Origin of the sequence: Streptomyces prunicolor NBRC 13075, assembly GCF_000367365.1 — a bacterium.
Lineage (GTDB): Bacteria > Actinomycetota > Actinomycetes > Streptomycetales > Streptomycetaceae > Streptomyces > Streptomyces prunicolor.
In genome coordinates, this window is sequence record NZ_BARF01000059.1 from 129,380 (window position 1) to 143,775 (window position 14,396).

The 14,396-nt window shown below is 70.9% G+C and carries 13 protein-coding genes; 6 read left to right on the top strand and 7 right to left on the bottom strand.

The features are described 5' to 3' along the window. Positions 1-10 precede the first annotated feature (10 nt). From SPR02S_RS26725 to SPR02S_RS26740, 4 genes are read left to right on the top strand one after another with little or no spacing between them, the layout of a single operon-like run. Positions 11-829: an ester cyclase gene (locus SPR02S_RS26725; protein WP_019060079.1), complete on the top strand. Its 819-nt coding sequence runs from the start codon at positions 11-13 to the stop codon at positions 827-829. Between the two features lie 41 nt (positions 830-870). Then, positions 871-1,242, top strand: coding sequence for a nuclear transport factor 2 family protein (locus tag SPR02S_RS56430; RefSeq protein ID WP_019060080.1), 372 nt, complete (start codon positions 871-873; stop codon positions 1,240-1,242). A 5-nt stretch (positions 1,243-1,247) separates the two neighbouring features. Further along, positions 1,248-1,697 carry a VOC family protein gene (locus SPR02S_RS26735; protein ID WP_019060081.1) on the top strand — a complete coding sequence of 150 codons (450 nt, stop codon included), beginning with the start codon at positions 1,248-1,250 and terminating at the stop codon, positions 1,695-1,697. 17 nt (positions 1,698-1,714) lie between these two features. Then, on the top strand, positions 1,715-2,551 hold the full coding sequence (locus tag SPR02S_RS26740) for an SDR family NAD(P)-dependent oxidoreductase (protein WP_019060082.1): 837 nt from the start codon (positions 1,715-1,717) through the stop codon (positions 2,549-2,551). 89 nt (positions 2,552-2,640) lie between these two features. Here SPR02S_RS26740 and SPR02S_RS26745 read toward each other — a convergent pair whose 3' ends face one another. From SPR02S_RS26745 to SPR02S_RS26775, 7 genes are all read right to left on the bottom strand, one after another. Beyond that, entirely contained in the window at positions 2,641-4,272 is a 1,632-nt protein-coding gene (locus SPR02S_RS26745; protein ID WP_019060083.1) for an FAD-binding oxidoreductase, read from the bottom strand. A gap of 128 nt (positions 4,273-4,400) precedes the next feature. After that, on the bottom strand, positions 4,401-4,775 hold the full coding sequence (locus SPR02S_RS26750; RefSeq protein WP_019060084.1) for a nuclear transport factor 2 family protein: 375 nt from the start codon (positions 4,773-4,775) through the stop codon (positions 4,401-4,403). Between the two features lie 13 nt (positions 4,776-4,788). Then, positions 4,789-5,988 carry an MFS transporter gene (locus SPR02S_RS26755; protein ID WP_019060085.1) on the bottom strand — a complete coding sequence of 400 codons (1,200 nt, stop codon included), beginning with the start codon at positions 5,986-5,988 and terminating at the stop codon, positions 4,789-4,791. Positions 5,989-6,109: 121 nt separating this feature from the next. Then, positions 6,110-7,279, bottom strand: coding sequence for a low temperature requirement protein A (locus SPR02S_RS26760; RefSeq protein WP_019060086.1), 1,170 nt, complete (start codon positions 7,277-7,279; stop codon positions 6,110-6,112). A 91-nt stretch (positions 7,280-7,370) separates the two neighbouring features. Next, the gene (locus SPR02S_RS26765; RefSeq protein WP_019060087.1) at positions 7,371-8,600 is read right to left on the bottom strand and encodes an NAD(P)/FAD-dependent oxidoreductase; all 1,230 of its coding nucleotides are present in this window, start codon (positions 8,598-8,600) and stop codon (positions 7,371-7,373) included. A 115-nt stretch (positions 8,601-8,715) separates the two neighbouring features. After that, the gene (locus tag SPR02S_RS26770) at positions 8,716-10,119 is read right to left on the bottom strand and encodes an FAD-dependent oxidoreductase (RefSeq protein ID WP_019060088.1); all 1,404 of its coding nucleotides are present in this window, start codon (positions 10,117-10,119) and stop codon (positions 8,716-8,718) included. Beyond that, the gene (locus SPR02S_RS26775; RefSeq protein ID WP_019060089.1) at positions 10,116-11,555 is read right to left on the bottom strand and encodes an FGGY family carbohydrate kinase; all 1,440 of its coding nucleotides are present in this window, start codon (positions 11,553-11,555) and stop codon (positions 10,116-10,118) included. The genes SPR02S_RS26770 and SPR02S_RS26775 overlap by 4 nt, the downstream gene beginning before the upstream one ends. A gap of 253 nt (positions 11,556-11,808) precedes the next feature. Between SPR02S_RS26775 and SPR02S_RS26780 the strand changes: the two genes are divergently transcribed. Together SPR02S_RS26780 and SPR02S_RS26785 are read left to right on the top strand one after the other, a co-directional pair. Next, the gene (locus tag SPR02S_RS26780) at positions 11,809-12,807 is read left to right on the top strand and encodes a hypothetical protein (protein ID WP_019060090.1); all 999 of its coding nucleotides are present in this window, start codon (positions 11,809-11,811) and stop codon (positions 12,805-12,807) included. 34 nt (positions 12,808-12,841) lie between these two features. Beyond that, positions 12,842-14,377 carry an amino acid permease gene (locus SPR02S_RS26785; protein WP_019060091.1) on the top strand — a complete coding sequence of 512 codons (1,536 nt, stop codon included), beginning with the start codon at positions 12,842-12,844 and terminating at the stop codon, positions 14,375-14,377. Positions 14,378-14,396 lie beyond the last annotated feature (19 nt).

Below are 14,396 nucleotides of genomic sequence, written 5' to 3' on the forward strand. Positions count from 1 at the left end.
GGGATGCAGCATGTCCGACCTCGACCAGTCCCAGCAGGAGAACCTGGCGCTGTACCGGCGCTTCCTCGACGCGTTCAACTCCGGCGACCTGGCGGAGATCCCCCGGGTCATCTCCGCCGACTTCACCGACCACCACCCCGGGTTCGACATCACCGGCCTCGACTCCTACCTGGAGGCGCTGCGCGGGGCGTACAACTCCCTTGATCTGAAGGGCGAGTTGGAGGAGCTGTCGGCGCTCGGCGAGGACCGGGTCCTGACCCGGGTCAAACTGACCGGCACACATCTCGCACCGCTGCTCGGCCTCCCGGCCACGGGCCGCAAGGTGGAGTGGTCCACCACCGAGATCTGGCGGGTCCAGGACGGCCTGTTCGTGGAGCGCTGGGCGCAGGACGACATGCTCGGCCTGCGCGAGCAGATCTCCTCCGACGCCCTGAACCTGGCCGTCGTCCAGCAGGTCAGCGACGCCGTCAACCAGCGCCGCCTGGACGACCTCGACGACCTGTTCGGGCCGACGTTCCACGACAACAACCCGGCGTGGAGCTGCGAGAGCCTGGAAGAGCTGAAGGGGATCATCCAGGGCGCGTACGACGGGCTCGACTTCTCCGTGGGCCTCGACGCGCTGTACCCCGCCTCGCCCGACAAGGTGATCATGCACATCACCTTCCACGGCAAGCACATCGCCCCGTTCTTCGGCCAGGAGCCGACCGGCAAGGAGGTCTCCTGGACCAGCCTTGAGGTCTACCGCCTTGAGGACGGCAAGGTCGTCGAGCGCTGGGTGCAGGCCGACACCGCGGGCCTGATGCGCCAGGTCGGCGTCCCGCTCCCCTGATCGATCCCGTACCCCGGAACAGCCACAGAAAGGACGGGCGCATGGACACCCGAGAAGTGGTCGACACGTACTACCGGCTGGCCAACTCCGGCGAGTGGGACGCCTGGTGCGACCTGTTCGCGGCCGACCAGACCATGGACGAGCAGCTGGCCGGACATGTCGAGGGCCGCGAGACCCTCCGGGAGATGATGAAGGGCTTCCCGGAGATGTACGCCTCCTTCGCCAACGTCCCCCGGCACGTGGTCGTGGACGGCGAGCAGGCCGCGGTGGTCTCCGACATCACCGGCCGCACCCACGACGGCATCACCGTCGAGGCCAAGGTGTGCAACTACTTCCGCGTCACCGGCGGCCTCATCACCTACTTCGCGAACTTCCACGACAGCGTGCCGTTCGCCGCGGTCACCGGGACGTGACGGCGATGACGACCGCTGCCCCGGCCGGCCTGCGCTGGTCGCACGTCGGCCTCAACTGCCGTGACCAGAAGGCCACGGAGGACTTCTACACCCGGCACTTCGGGTTCGCCCGGGCCCGGGTGGTGGAGGCCGACGGGGTCCGCGTGGTGTTCCTGCGCAACGGCCCGGTCTATCTGGAGCTGTTCGCGACCGACGCGGACGCCCTGTTCACCACGGCGAAGGACGGCCCGGCCAACCCCGGCACGGCACGCCATCTCGCCTTCCAGGTCGACGACGTGGACGCGTTCCTCGCCGCCGCCGGAGGCGAACTGGAGCCGCTGCTCGGCCCGTTGACCTTCGACGAGTTCATCCCCGGCTGGAAGACGGTGTGGGTGTCCGACCCGGACGGCATCGTGCTGGAGGTCAGCCAGGGATACACCGATCAGTCCACCGACGAACTGGCCACGTACGCCTGACAGGAGAGTCCCCCACCATGAGGCCCGTCCCCGACCAGACCATCCTCCTCACCGGCGCCACCGACGGCATGGGCCGTGAGCTGGCCCGTGAACTCGCCGCGCAGGGGGCGTCGTTGATCCTGCACGGCCGCAGTGCGACCAAGGGCGAGGAGCTGCTGTCCGAACTGCGCGCGTCCACCGGCAACGACAGGCTGAGCTACGAGCTGGCCGACTTCTCCTCGCTGGAGGACATCCGCAAGCTCGGCGACCGGATCCTCTCCACGCACGACCGGCTCGACGCGCTGGTGAACAACGCCGGCATCGGGGTCGAGCTGGCCCGCCAGGAGAGCCAGGACGGCCTGGAACTCACCTTCCAGGTCGACTACTTGGCGGCCTACATGCTCAGTTGCCGGCTCGCGCCGCTGCTGGTCCGCTCGGCCCCGGCCCGCATCGTGAACGTCAGCTCCGCGGGCCAGGCGCCGATCAACTTCCGTGACGTGATGCTGGAGCGGAACTGGGACGGGGTGCAGGCCTACTGCCAGGCGAAGCTCGCCCAGATCAGCCTGACCTTCGACCTGGCCGAGCGGCTGCGCGGCACCGGGGTGACGGCCAACGCCCTGCACCCGGCGTCGTACATGCCGACCAAGATGGTCGTGAACCTCTTCACCCCGCAGTCCACGGTCGAGGAGGGCGTGCACAGCACCCTGCGCCTCATCACCGACCCTTCCCTCGACGACGTCACGGGTACCTACTTCAACCGCACCCAGCGGTCCCGTGCGGGCGCCCAGGCCTACGACGAGCGCGACCGCGCCCGGCTGCGCGCGCTGAGCGAGTCGCTGACCGGGGTGAGCTTCCCGGCCGACCTGAGCGGCTGAAGCAACCGACCTGGGCAGCTGAGCAGCCCATCGCAACACCGAGCCCCCGCCTCGTGCACGCGAGGCGGGGGCTTCGTGGTGTGCGAGTGCTAGCTCGCGGTGACGGACAGCTTGTGATGGAACACGTTGCCCGGATCCCAAGTCGCCTTCACCCGCTGCAACTTGGCGAGGTTGCCCTTGAAGTACAGGGTCTGCCAGGGCACGCCGGAGGTGTTCCAGGCCGGATCGGTGAGATCGGTGTCGGGGTAGTTGATGTAGGAGCCGTCGTTGGTGTCGTTCGGCACCGGCACCCCGCCGGTGTCCGCGTAGAGGTCGCGGTACAGAGCGCGCATCCAGGCGACGTGCCGGTCGTCCTGTGCCGCGTCCGGCCAGTACGTCGTGAAGTTGGCCTTGAGGACCGAGTCCCGCTGGGCCAGCGCGGTGGCCGTGGGCGACACGGTGTTGACCTTGCCGCCGTAGGAGTAGAGCAGGATGCCGGCGTGCCCGTCGTAGGCGGCGTCGGAGAGGTAGCCGTAGAGCGTCTTGGCCTGGGCTGCGGACCAACCCTGGCGCAGATAGGCGCCCTTGGACTTCGTGCGGCTGTAAAGGCCGGTGTCGTAGGGGTCCTTGAGAGTCGTCTTCAGCCAGGGCCAGGAGGAGCGGGCGTCGGTGTACGGCACGCCGATGCCGCCGGTGACCGCGGCGACGTAGGCGTCGAGGAGGGCCGAGGCATCCGAACGGGTGCCGTCTATCTGGGTGTTGAGGACGAGGCTGCCCTGGACGCGGTTGTAGAGGATCAGGACGCTGTGCAGACTGTCGTAGGAGGAGCCGGCGACGCTGTTGCGGGCGTGCCAGGCGCCGTGGTTCGCGATCAGCGCGGTGAAGGCGGCCTCCGTTAGGTCGGTCCACTTGATGGCGACCGTCGACTTCAGGAGGGTCTTCGGCGGTCTGGGCAGGAGCGTGGAGGGGTCGGTGCCGGTGGCGTCCGGGGCTCGGAACCAGTAGCGGGTGACGATGCCGAAGGTGCCACCGCCGCCGCCCGTGTGGGCCCACCACAGGTCGCGGCGCGGGTTGTCGGCCTCGCGGGTGGCGACGACGGCACGGGCGGTGCCGGAGGCGTCGACCACGACGACCTCGACGGCGTAGAGATGGTCGACGACGGCGCCGTACTGGCGGCACATCGCGCCGTAGCCGCCGCCGGTGACGTGTCCGCCGACGCCCACGGTCGGGCAGGTCCCGCCGGGCAGGGACACGCCCCACTCCAGGTACAGGGTGCGGTAGACGTGGCCGAGGGTGGCGCCGCCCTCGACGAGGAAGGCTCGTCGGGCGGGGTCGTAGTGGACCGCGTCCATCTCCGACATGTCGACGAGTATCCGTACGTCGAGGTCGTCGACCAGTGAGTCCAGGCAGTGACCGCCGCCTCGTACGCCGATGCGCTTGCCGGCGTCGACCGCCGCCTGGACGACGGACACCACCTGCGCGGTGGTGTGGACGAGGCGTATCGAGTCGGGGGCGGCGACGAATCTCGCGTTGTAGCCGCGGGAGGTGAGGTCGAGATAGCGGGTGTCCGAGGCGTCGACGGTGACCGCGGCGGGGGCGGTGGTGTCCGTGACCGTACTGTCGGCGGCCATGGCGCGGGTGGGGACTACGGCCGCGGCGATCCCTGCGGCGGTGGCGGTGCCGAGGAGTCCGCGTCGGGTGAGTCCGGCGGACGAGCGCCGGTCCGGTTGCTGTGGTGTCACTGCTGTCTCCTGCATCTCGTGGTGGGCGAACGAAAAGTGGAGGGGCGAAATGGGGGGGCGAAATGGGGGGCGAAAAAACTGCCGCCCAGGAGGCCAGGAGCCTTCTGGGCGGCAGGAGTTGAGGGGGGTCAGACGACGTCGTGTCCGCTGACCGTGGTCTCCGGGATCTCGTCGCGGACGTCCCAGTGCTCGGCGATCAGGTCGTTCTCGAGCCGGAAGATCTCCACGACGGCCGAGCCCCGGTCCGTCGAGGTGGCGCGGAAGTGGGTGTGCACGAAGACCAGGTCTCCGGAGCCCGCCGCGCGCTTGATCTCGAACCGTGCCTCGGGGAGCTGCTTGCGGAAGCCCTCGATGAACTCGACCAGCGGCTTGCGACCGTCGGGCAGGTTCGGGTTGTGCTGGATGAGGTCCGCGGCCAGGTACTTGTCGGCCAGGTCGGTCTGCCCCTGGTTCCAGACGGTCTCCAGGTAGTCGCGCACGAAGTGCACCTGGTGGCTGCTCATGAGTTCTCCTTGGCTAACTGATGTGTACAGGTGTGGCGGACTGCTCGGCGACCTTGGCCGCCGACGCCTGCCGGACGGACAGCAGATGGGCCAGCGCGGCCAGGACGAGGACGCCCAGAGCCGCGGCCGGGATGGGGCCCGCGCCCACGCCCGGCAGCAGCGAGCTGCCGATGAAACTGCCGAGGCTCATCCCGAGGTAGAGCGCGGCGGCGTTCAGGGCGAGGATCAACCCCGGTTGCAGAGGCACCAGTTCGACCAGCCGGGCCTGCTGCGGGGCCTGGTAGAGCTGGCTGAAGAAGGCCCAGAACGCGAAGAACACGAGCCCGGCCGTGGAGTGCGGGGCGACCAGCAACAGGGCGAAGCCCAGGGCGAGTCCGATGACGGCGAGGCCCACCGTCCGTTCGACGCCCAGCCGTTCGGCGATCCTCGGCGCGGACGCGTTGCCCGCGACACCGATCACGCCGAAGGCGAGCAGGGTCACCGAGATCAGTCCGGACGACGCGTCGAAGCGGTCCTTGAGATAGGCGCCCGCGATGCCGTAGACGGTGAACTGGGCGGCCATGAAGAGGAGGGTCGTCGAGACGGTGGCCACGGTGGCGGGGGTGCGCAGCGCACCCCGGTAGGCCTGCACTGTGGGCGGTTCGCCGGTCGGGATCTCGGGGACGAACACGAACACCGTCACGAAGGCGATCGCGGAGAGCACGGCCACGCCGAGCAGCGCCGGACGCCAGCCGAGGCTGCCGCCCAGGAACGACGCCAGCGGCACACCGAGCACGGCGGCGGCCGTCATCCCGCCGAAGACGGTGGCCAGGGCCCGCTGTCGGCGCTCCGTCGGGACGATGAGCGCACCGGCCGCCGAGGCGCCGGGGCCGAAGACGGCGGCGCCCATCGCGGCGAGGACCCGAGTGGCCGTCAGGAAGCCGTAGTTGGGCGCTACGGCCCCGAGCGCGGCGCCCACGGTGAGCAGCCCGATGCCTACGAGGAGGACGCGCTTGCGGTTCCAGCGGCGCAGCAGGATGGGGGCCGAGGGCGCGAAGACCGCGAAGGTCAGCGCGAAGACGGTGACGAGTATGCCCACCGAGGCGGGTTCGACGTGCAGATCGTCCCCGATCGGACCGTTCAGGCCGACGACCGCCAGCGAGATCGTCCCCAGGCTGAAGTAGCCCAGTGAGAGTGACAGCAAGGCCGGTAAGGCGCTGTTGCGGGAGGGCATCACGCCACCTCCTCTTCCGAGCGGGAAAGGTGCATGCGGTGACCGTAGGAGCGGTCCAGGGACCGTCGCGCGCGCCGCGAGGAGGACCCCGGCACTGCCCGAGGTCCGCCCCCGCACTACGTCAGGTCGCGCCGAAGGCGCGTGAGCGCAGCACCAGCGGCACGCTGCGGCCGGAGCTGATCAGCCAGTGCTCCACGGCGTTGACCAGCAGGAGCAGCAGGGCGGTTGAGGCAAGTACGGCGAGGGCCGGCAGGAGGGGTGCGACCGCGGCGGCGGCCAGCAGCACGAGGCCGCAGTAGAAGCGGGTGGCGGACGCGGCGCCGAACATCCGGCGGCGGGTGTAGCAGAACGTCAGCAGGATCAGGGCGGCTCCGACGGGCAGCAGTCCGGCGGTGCCGGAGTGCGGGACGCGCAGCGGGTCGTGGACGGTGCGTACGGCGCCGACGGAGACCAGCAACAGCCCGGCGACCAGGACGAGATGGCCGTAGCTGAGCACGTCGCGGACGACGATCGCGGGGGTCGAGTGGGTGCGCAGGGCGTGGGCGACGGCCGAGGCGACGAGGTGGAAGTAGAGCCACCACAGGGCGCAGCCGATGAGGAAGGCGAGGACGAGCGCGGTCAGGCTGACCGGGTCGAGCGGTCCTTTGGCGACTCCGGCGCCGACGGAGAAGATGTTCTCGCCGAGGGCGATGATGATGAACAGGCCGAATCGTTCCGGGAGATGGTTGACACCGAAGGCAAGTCGCCGCAGATGGCCGCTGAGCAGGACGGGCGCCGCCAGTTCGGCGACCACGGCGACCGCCCAGCACACCTCGCGCCAGGGGGCGGGGAGGGTGGCGGCGCCGAACAGCACGAGGGCGAAGGCGAGTCCGGCGCGGTAGGGGTGGATGGTGTAGAGCGCGCACTCTCTGCGGATGGCCTCGCCGATGAGCAGTCGGAGGGCGAGGTAGCTGCCCGCGTACAGCAGGGCCTGTTCCCGGTTGTCGAGCGCCTGTGGCGCGGCAACCGCCATGCCGTAGACGGCGAGTGCGGTCAGCATCAGGAACACCCGTTGCAGGCTGGTCTCGTGCACGGCGTTCATCGCCATGACGACGTCCACCCAGGCCCACCACAGCGGGACGAGCACGAGCAGACACTGTCCGAGCACGGGCCAGGTGGCGTGTCCGGCGAGCAGGTGCGCGATCTGGCCCACGCCGAACGCGAGGACCAGATCGAAGAAGAGCTCCGCCCAGGTGGCCCGGTCGCGCACCTGAACGGCCGGGACGGTCGTTGTCGCGGTTGCGTCGGTCATCGTCGTATCGGGACACGGCGGGCCCCGACAAACAGGGAATGCGCGAAGTAGCCACCCATTGCGGCAAGTTCACCGCCCGGCTGTCCGAACTTCAGCGCTCGGTGAGCGTCACCCGCACCGGCCCGCCCGTCACGTCGACGAGCCGGGTCCATTCCGCCGTCAGGGTCAGTGTGCGGTTCGGTACGGCTGTCCCCAGCCACTCCTTGTGCAACAGCCGCCCGTCCTGGACGACTTGCAGGACCGGCCGGTTCACCAGGGCCGAGGTGCGCAGGACGTACGGGTGGTCGTCGCCCGGGGCGACCCGGTTCGGGGCGATCCAGCGCAGGGGCGGCTCGACGAGCAACGGCACGGTGTGGCGGGCCCATTCGGCACCGGCGAGGCTCTCCAGAACGGCGGCGGCGACCCGGACCCCCTCGCGGGTGGCGGTGGCCGCGCTCTCGACGGGGTGCAGGAGACTACCGGCGGCGAACACACCGGGCCGTGAGGTGTGCAGAGCCCCGTCGACGGCGGGGCCCCGGGTGCCGGGATCCAGTTCCAGGCACCCCCGCCGGGCGAGCTCATGGTCGGGCACGAAGTCACCGGTGAACACGACGGTGTCGCAGACCAGTTGCACGGTACGGCCGTCCCGGTGCCGGACGCGGACGCCGGACAGCCGCCCGTGACCGAGGAGTTCGGTGACCGTGGTGTCGGTGAGGAGGGGGATGCGGTGGCGGAGGCGGGCGTTGTGGGTGCGGGCGACGGTCGTCTGGGAACGGTCCAACTCGGTGACCATGGCGACGACCTGGGCTCCGGCCTCCCGCACGGTGTCGGCGGCGGCATAGGAGACGTCCTCGGCACCGACCACGACGGCCCGGGTGCCGATCCGCTGCCCGTGGAGATGCACCGCCTGCTGCAACTCCCCTGTGGTGTACACCCCGTTGGGGCGGGTCCCCGGCACCAGCCGGGCCGCGCGCGGCCGTTCGCGGGCACCGGTGGCGAGGACGACGGCTGCCGCGTGGATGGTCTCCGGGCCTTGCGGTCCAACGGTGTTCAGGGCCGACGGCCCCGCCCAGTCGAGGGCGGTGATCCCGGTACGGACGACGGCACCGGCCCGCGCGGCGGCGGCGAGCACCAGGCGGGCGTACGCGGGCCCGGTGAGCGGATGCGTCCAGGTGCCGAAGCCGCCGTGGTGGCAGTGCCGGGGCACTCCCCCGGCCTGCTGCTCCCGGTCCAGGACTTCGACGCGGGCGACTCCGGCAACGGCGAGGCGCGCGGCGGCGGCGAGTCCCGCGGGTCCGGCGCCGACCACCAGGACGTCCACTTCGCGTGCGGGGCGGGTCACGGCTGGGCGAATTCGGAAGGGGGGCATACGGAGGTCCCGTGAGCGCGACCGGCCGCGACCGAGCCCGCGACAAGCCCGGCGCGGCGCACGCCGCCCACCGCGCGTCCCCGCTGAATCATGCCCGGCTCCCTTCAAACAGCGCCCGTACCGCCGCCCCGCAATAGAACCCCTGACAACGCCCCGCCCGTGCCCGCGTCCGCCGACGCAGTCCGTCCAGGTTGCGCGGTGGCACCGTACTGGCGAGCGCGTCCCGGATCTCGCCGCGTGAGACACGCTCGCAGTGGCAGACGAGGGTGCCGTACTCCGGGTCGGCGGCGACGAGTTGGGCGTTCTGATGGGGGCGCGGGTGGGCCTCGCCGAGATTCGGCATGTGGACCGGTCCAAGGTCCCGTGCCGGGCCCAGGTCGAGGCCCGTACCGGCCAGCAACTCGGTGACGTGCGCGGCGATGGCCATGGACGCCGTCAGGCCGGTGGAGCGGATGCCGCCCACCGTGATGTATGCCTGCTCGGGGTGGGCGGTGATGCGGTAGTCGTCCTGCTCGGTGGCGGCGCGCAGTCCGGCGTAGACGGCGGTGACCTCCTCGTCGAGCAGCGCGGGGAGGATGCGGGCGCCCTTCTCCCGCAGCAGCGCGAGCCCCTCGGCGGTCGAGCCGGTCGCCCACTTGTCGTCCAGGTCCTCGGCGGTGGGGCCGAGCAGCAGGTTGCCGTAGACGGTCGGGGTGACCAGAACCCCCTTGCCGAGTGCCGTGGGGACGGGCAGGAGGATGTGGTGGAGCAGGTCGCGGGCGAGCTTGTCGAAGACGATCAGCTGGCCCCGGCGCGGGGTGACGGTGAAGTCGTGGTGCCCCAGGTGTCGGTCGAGGGTGTCGGCGTGCAGTCCGGCCGCGTTGACGAGGTGGCGGGTGCGCAGGGTGCCCCGGGTGGTGGTGAGCGTGTGTGTACCGTCTCGCCAACTGACGTCGGTGACCGGCGAGTTGAGGTGCAGTTCGACTCCGTGGTGCACCGCCTGTGTCGCGTACGCCAGTGTCGTCGTCCAGGGGCAGATGATGCTCTCGCCGGGCACGTGCAGGGCGCCGAGCGCTCCCGGGCCGAGATGCGGTTCACGTTCGTACAGTTCGGGACGGTCGACAGGACGAGCGTCACCGTACTCATTCCGTACGGCCTTCTCCGCCAAGTGCGGTAGCGCGGCGAGCTGTTCCTCGTCCCAGGCCACCAGCAGCGCGCCCACCGGCTCGACGGCGATGCCCGACTCGGCGGCGTACGCGGCGAGTTGGCGCGAACCCTCGCGGACTAGGCGGGCTTCCAGGGACCCCGGTACCGCGTCGAAGCCGGTGTGCAGGATCGCGGTGTTCGCCTTCGAGGTGCCCTGGCCCACGTCGTCCTGGGCCTCGACGAGGGCCACGCGCAGGCGCGGCCGGCGGGCGAGTTCGCGGGCGATGGCACAGCCGACCACTCCCGCGCCGACCACCGTCACGTCGTAACTCCCGGGCGGCAGTGGTCCGTTGACCGTGACTGTCATACGGGGGTCCGGTCGAGCAGTGCCGTCACTTCGGTGCGGAAGGCGGCGAGGCGTTCGACCGCGTGGTCGGGGGTGATGCGCGGTTCGTAGACGGCGGCGGGTTTCCAGTCGGGCAGGGCGTCGGCGAGCGTCAGCCCGGGCTCCGCGCCGAGTTGGGCCAGGGCGCCCACGCCGAGGGCGGTCGCATCCGGCAACGCGGAGACCTCGACGGGGCGCTGGAGGAGATCGGCTTGCGTCTGCATGAGCAGCGCCGAGCGGGTGAGGCCGCCGTCGACGCGGAGCACGTCCAGGGGTGTGCCGAGGTCGGTCGCGGCGGCTTCGGCGAGTTCCACTACCTGCGCGGCCAGGCCCTCGCACAGGGCGCGCACCAGGTTTCCGGAGGTGGTGTCGAGGCCGAGGCCGGTGAGCGAGCCGCGTACGTCGCCGCGCCACCAGGGGGCGGCGAGCCCGGCGAGGGCGGGTACGAAGGTGACCCCACCGGTGTCCGGTACCGCGCCGCCCACCCGGTCCAGGTCGGCGGCGCCGGTGATGACGCCGAGGTCGGTGAGCCACCGTACGGCGGAGGCGGCGGTGTACACCTGTCCGTCGAGGCAGTAGCTGGTCCGTCCGCCGAGCCGCCACGCCACGCAGCTGACCAGGCCCGAGTCGCCGCGCCGGGGTGTGTCGCCGGTGTGCGCGAGGAGGAACGCCCCTGTGCCGTAGGTGCACTTGGCGCCGCCGGGCGCGGTGATGCGTTGGGCGAGGAGGGCCGCCTGCTGGTCCACGACGAGGCCGGTGAGGGGTATCTCCGCGCCGAACGCCGTTGTCGTACCAATGAGTTCGGCGCAGTCGACGACACCGGGGAGGCGTTCCCCGGAGAGGCCGTAGAGGTCGAGGGCGCGGGGTGACCAGGTGGCCTTGTCGAGGTCGAGGAGTTGGGTGCGGCCCGCGGTCGCGGCGTCGGTGACGTGGGTGCCGGTGAGGCGGTGGACGAGCCAGGAGTCGCTGGTGGTGACCATGCCGTCGCGGGTCAGATGGCGGCGGATCCAGGCCATCTTGGGTGCGGCGAAGTACGGGTCGAGCGGCAGGCCGGTCAGCCGGCGCAACTCGTCGGCGTGCTCGGTGAGTTCGGCGCAGGCGCTCTCCGCTCGCCGGTCCTGCCAGACGAGTGCGTCGGTGAGCGGCATTCCGGTGTCGGGGTCCCAGGCGAGGACGGTCTCGCCCTGGTTGGCGAGGCCCAGTGCCGTCACGGGTTCGTCGGCCTCGGCGAGTGCGCGGCGGCCGGCGATGATCACCGACTCGTACAGTTCCTCGGGGTCGGCCTCGACCAGGCCGCCCGGTCCTCGGCGGGTCCCCACCGAGACGAACCCGGTGCCGATCACGCCGCGTTCGGGACAGATCACCAGGGCCTTCGTGCCGGATGTGCCCTGGTCGACGGCGAGTACCGGACCCGTCATACCACCCCTCCCGTAGATCACTTCGCGACAGCCTGCCGTCGGTCCGCACCGCACGTCAAGCATTGCTGATTTGTAGTCAACTCGAAGATATATCTGACGAGTTGGGGACGACCGTGAAACCTGCCGCGATGCGGAACGCGCGCCTCTATAGTGACCGCGGACCAAGGCGATCTCCTTGACCGCCGCCCGGAGGAGGGCTGTTGTTACTCCACCCTGCCGTCATGCCCGTTAACCGTCGTACGGCGGGCGGCTGATGGCGCGAGAAGGGGCGCGTCCCGCCTACGATCCCGCCGGTCATGACGCGGCGCTGCGCGCGGCGCTGCAGGATCTGCGGACCGGGCGCTGGATGTCGATGCGCGGTCTGCTCGCCGACACCGCTCAGTGGTGGCAGTGGACGCAGCGCACCCAGGTCCTGGCGGCAGCGGCGGCCGGTACCGACGTGGTGCGGGCCTGGCTCGCGGAGGAGCCGCACAGTGTGCCGGCCGCGGTGATGCACGCCCGGGTCGCCGTGGAGCGCGCGCTGCGGGCCCAACGCGCCAAGCACCGTCGTACGCACGAACTGTGGGTCGAAGCCTGGGACGCGAGCGACAGCGCCACGCAGATCGCGCCCCACGATCCGGTGCCGTGGGTGTGCCTGCTGGCGCTCGCCCAGATCGACCGGGACCAGCGCTGGGACGAGCACCGGGCCGAGCCTCCGGCGCCGATGCTGCCGACGGGCCCGTGGGGGCTGCTGGCCGAGGCCGACCGGCGTGACCCGTTCAACCGCGAGGCCCACCACCGGATGCTGCAGTTCCTCTACGCGCGTGGGTCCACTGGGCGGCTGGCGGAGGCGGTCGGCTACGCGCAGTGGGCGGCGGAGTCGGCGCCGCGGGGTTCCGCACTGCACGTGCTGCCACTGTATGTGCGGGTCGAGCGGTACCGGCGCGGCGGCGGGCGCGATGCCGCCCTCGATCTGCACTGGGTGGCGGAGGACGCCGGCCGTGAGGCGGGCCGGGCCTTCCACCTCTGGTTTGAGCACACGCACATGGCCGAGCGCTCGCTCCTGGACCTCAACCATCTCGCCCACGCGCTGTGGGGCGCGCTCCAATTCCCGGACGCGGCCCGGGTGTTCGACGCGCTCGGCCCGTACTACACCGCCGTGCCGTGGGCCTACCGCACCCCGCAGCCGGGCGATCCGGCGCAGGCGACGGACGTGTTCGTGCAGGCCCGCGCGCGCTGCCGGGCCGCCGGCGTTTCCGGCGGGCGCCCCTGAGACCCCCGCACCCCCTACCCCTGGAGGTTCCGTCATGTCGTCCGTCATCCCCGAACCGTCCGTTCCGCCCGGAGATCCACAGCACGACGAGGAACAGCGCCTGCGCGAACTCGGCTACCGGCCGGTGCTCGCCCGCCGGATGGGCGGTTTCGGCAACTTCGCGATCAGCTTCTCGGTGATCTCGATCCTGTCCGGCTGCATGACCCTGTACGGCTTCGGCATGGGCGCGGGCGGCCCCGCCGTGATGCTGTGGGGCTGGGCGGGCGTAGGCCTGTTCGTGCTGTGCGTGGGCCTCTCGCTGGCGGAGGTCACCAGCGCGTACCCGACCTCGGGCGCCCTGTACTACATGGCCGACCGGCTCGGCGGCCGGCGCTGGGGCTGGTACACGGGCTGGCTGAATCTGCTCGGTCTGCTGGGCGCGATCGCCGGTATCGACTACGGCGCGGCCCTGTTCACCGGCGCCTTCGCGAGCATCCAGTGGGGTTTCGCGCCGACCCCCGGGAAGACGATGCTGATCTTCCTCGGCATCCTGCTGCTGCACGCGTTACTGAACCTCTTCGGCGTCCGGCTGGTCAGCGTCCTCAACTCGATCAGCGTGTGGTGGCACCTGGCCGGAGTCGCGGTGATCGTCGGCGCGCTGGTGATCGTCCCGGACCACCACCAGTCCGCGTCCTTCGTGTTCACGAAGTTCGTGAACGACACCGGCTGGTCAAACCCGGTGTACGTAGCGGCAATTGGCCTGCTCCTGGCTCAGTACACCTTCTCCGGCTACGATGCCTCGGCGCACCTGTCCGAGGAGACGTCGAACGCGTCGGTGTCGGCGGCACGCGGCATCGTCCGCTCCATCTGGGTCTCGTGGATAGCGGGCTTCGTGCTCCTGGCGGGCCTCACCTTCGCGATCCAGGACTACGCGGGCACCCAGAACAGCAGCACCGGGGTGCCGCCCGCGCAGATCCTCCTCGACGGACTGGGCACGGACGGCGCGAGCGCCCTGCTCCTCGTGGTGATCGTCGCCCAGCTGTTCTGCGGCAACGCCGAGGTCGCCGCCGCCAGCCGCATGGTCTTCGCGTTCAGCCGCGACAAGGCGCTGCCCGGCTCGGCCCTGTGGCGCCGGGTCAGCCCCCGCACCCAGACCCCGGTGGCCGCCGTATGGCTGGCGGTGGTGGCCGCCGCGCTGCTCGCGCTGCCGTCCCTCTACTCGGCGACGGCGTACGGCGCGGTCACCGCGATCAACGTCATCGGGATCACCCCGGCGTACGCCATCCCCGTGTTCCTGCGGCTGCGCGCGGGGGACCGTTTTCAGCCGGGTCCATGGAGCCTGGGCCGCTGGAGCAGGCCGGTCGGCTGGGTCGCGGTGGTGTGGGTGGCCTGCGTGACCGTGCTGTTCTGCCTGCCGCAGTCCTCGCCGGTGACGATCGACTCGATGAACTACGCGTCCATCGCCCTCGCCGTCGTACTGATCCTGGCCAGTGTGTGGTGGTACGTCGCCCGCCGTTCGTACGGCACACCGACCACCGCCGCCTACGGCTCCGACCGCGACCAGGCCGAACTCGCCGAGGGAATCGTCTGAAAGCCGTGCTCACAGCCCC

Bases quoted from the DNA above. Each gene is read 5' to 3' on its own strand.
- SPR02S_RS26740 (WP_019060082.1), top strand. From the start codon at position 1,715: ATGAGGCCCGTCCCCGACCAGACCATCCTCCTCACCGGCGCCACCGAC.
- SPR02S_RS26780 (WP_019060090.1), top strand. From the start codon at position 11,809: ATGGCGCGAGAAGGGGCGCGTCCCGCCTACGATCCCGCCGGTCATGAC.
- SPR02S_RS26725 (WP_019060079.1), top strand. From the start codon at position 11: ATGTCCGACCTCGACCAGTCCCAGCAGGAGAACCTGGCGCTGTACCGG.
- SPR02S_RS26775 (WP_019060089.1), bottom strand. From the start codon at position 11,555: ATGACGGGTCCGGTACTCGCCGTCGACCAGGGCACATCCGGCACGAAG.
- SPR02S_RS26735 (WP_019060081.1), top strand. From the start codon at position 1,248: ATGACGACCGCTGCCCCGGCCGGCCTGCGCTGGTCGCACGTCGGCCTC.
- SPR02S_RS26785 (WP_019060091.1), top strand. From the start codon at position 12,842: ATGTCGTCCGTCATCCCCGAACCGTCCGTTCCGCCCGGAGATCCACAG.
- SPR02S_RS26755 (WP_019060085.1), bottom strand. From the start codon at position 5,988: ATGCCCTCCCGCAACAGCGCCTTACCGGCCTTGCTGTCACTCTCACTG.
- SPR02S_RS56430 (WP_019060080.1), top strand. From the start codon at position 871: ATGGACACCCGAGAAGTGGTCGACACGTACTACCGGCTGGCCAACTCC.
- SPR02S_RS26750 (WP_019060084.1), bottom strand. From the start codon at position 4,775: ATGAGCAGCCACCAGGTGCACTTCGTGCGCGACTACCTGGAGACCGTC.
- SPR02S_RS26760 (WP_019060086.1), bottom strand. From the start codon at position 7,279: ATGACCGACGCAACCGCGACAACGACCGTCCCGGCCGTTCAGGTGCGC.
- SPR02S_RS26770 (WP_019060088.1), bottom strand. From the start codon at position 10,119: ATGACAGTCACGGTCAACGGACCACTGCCGCCCGGGAGTTACGACGTG.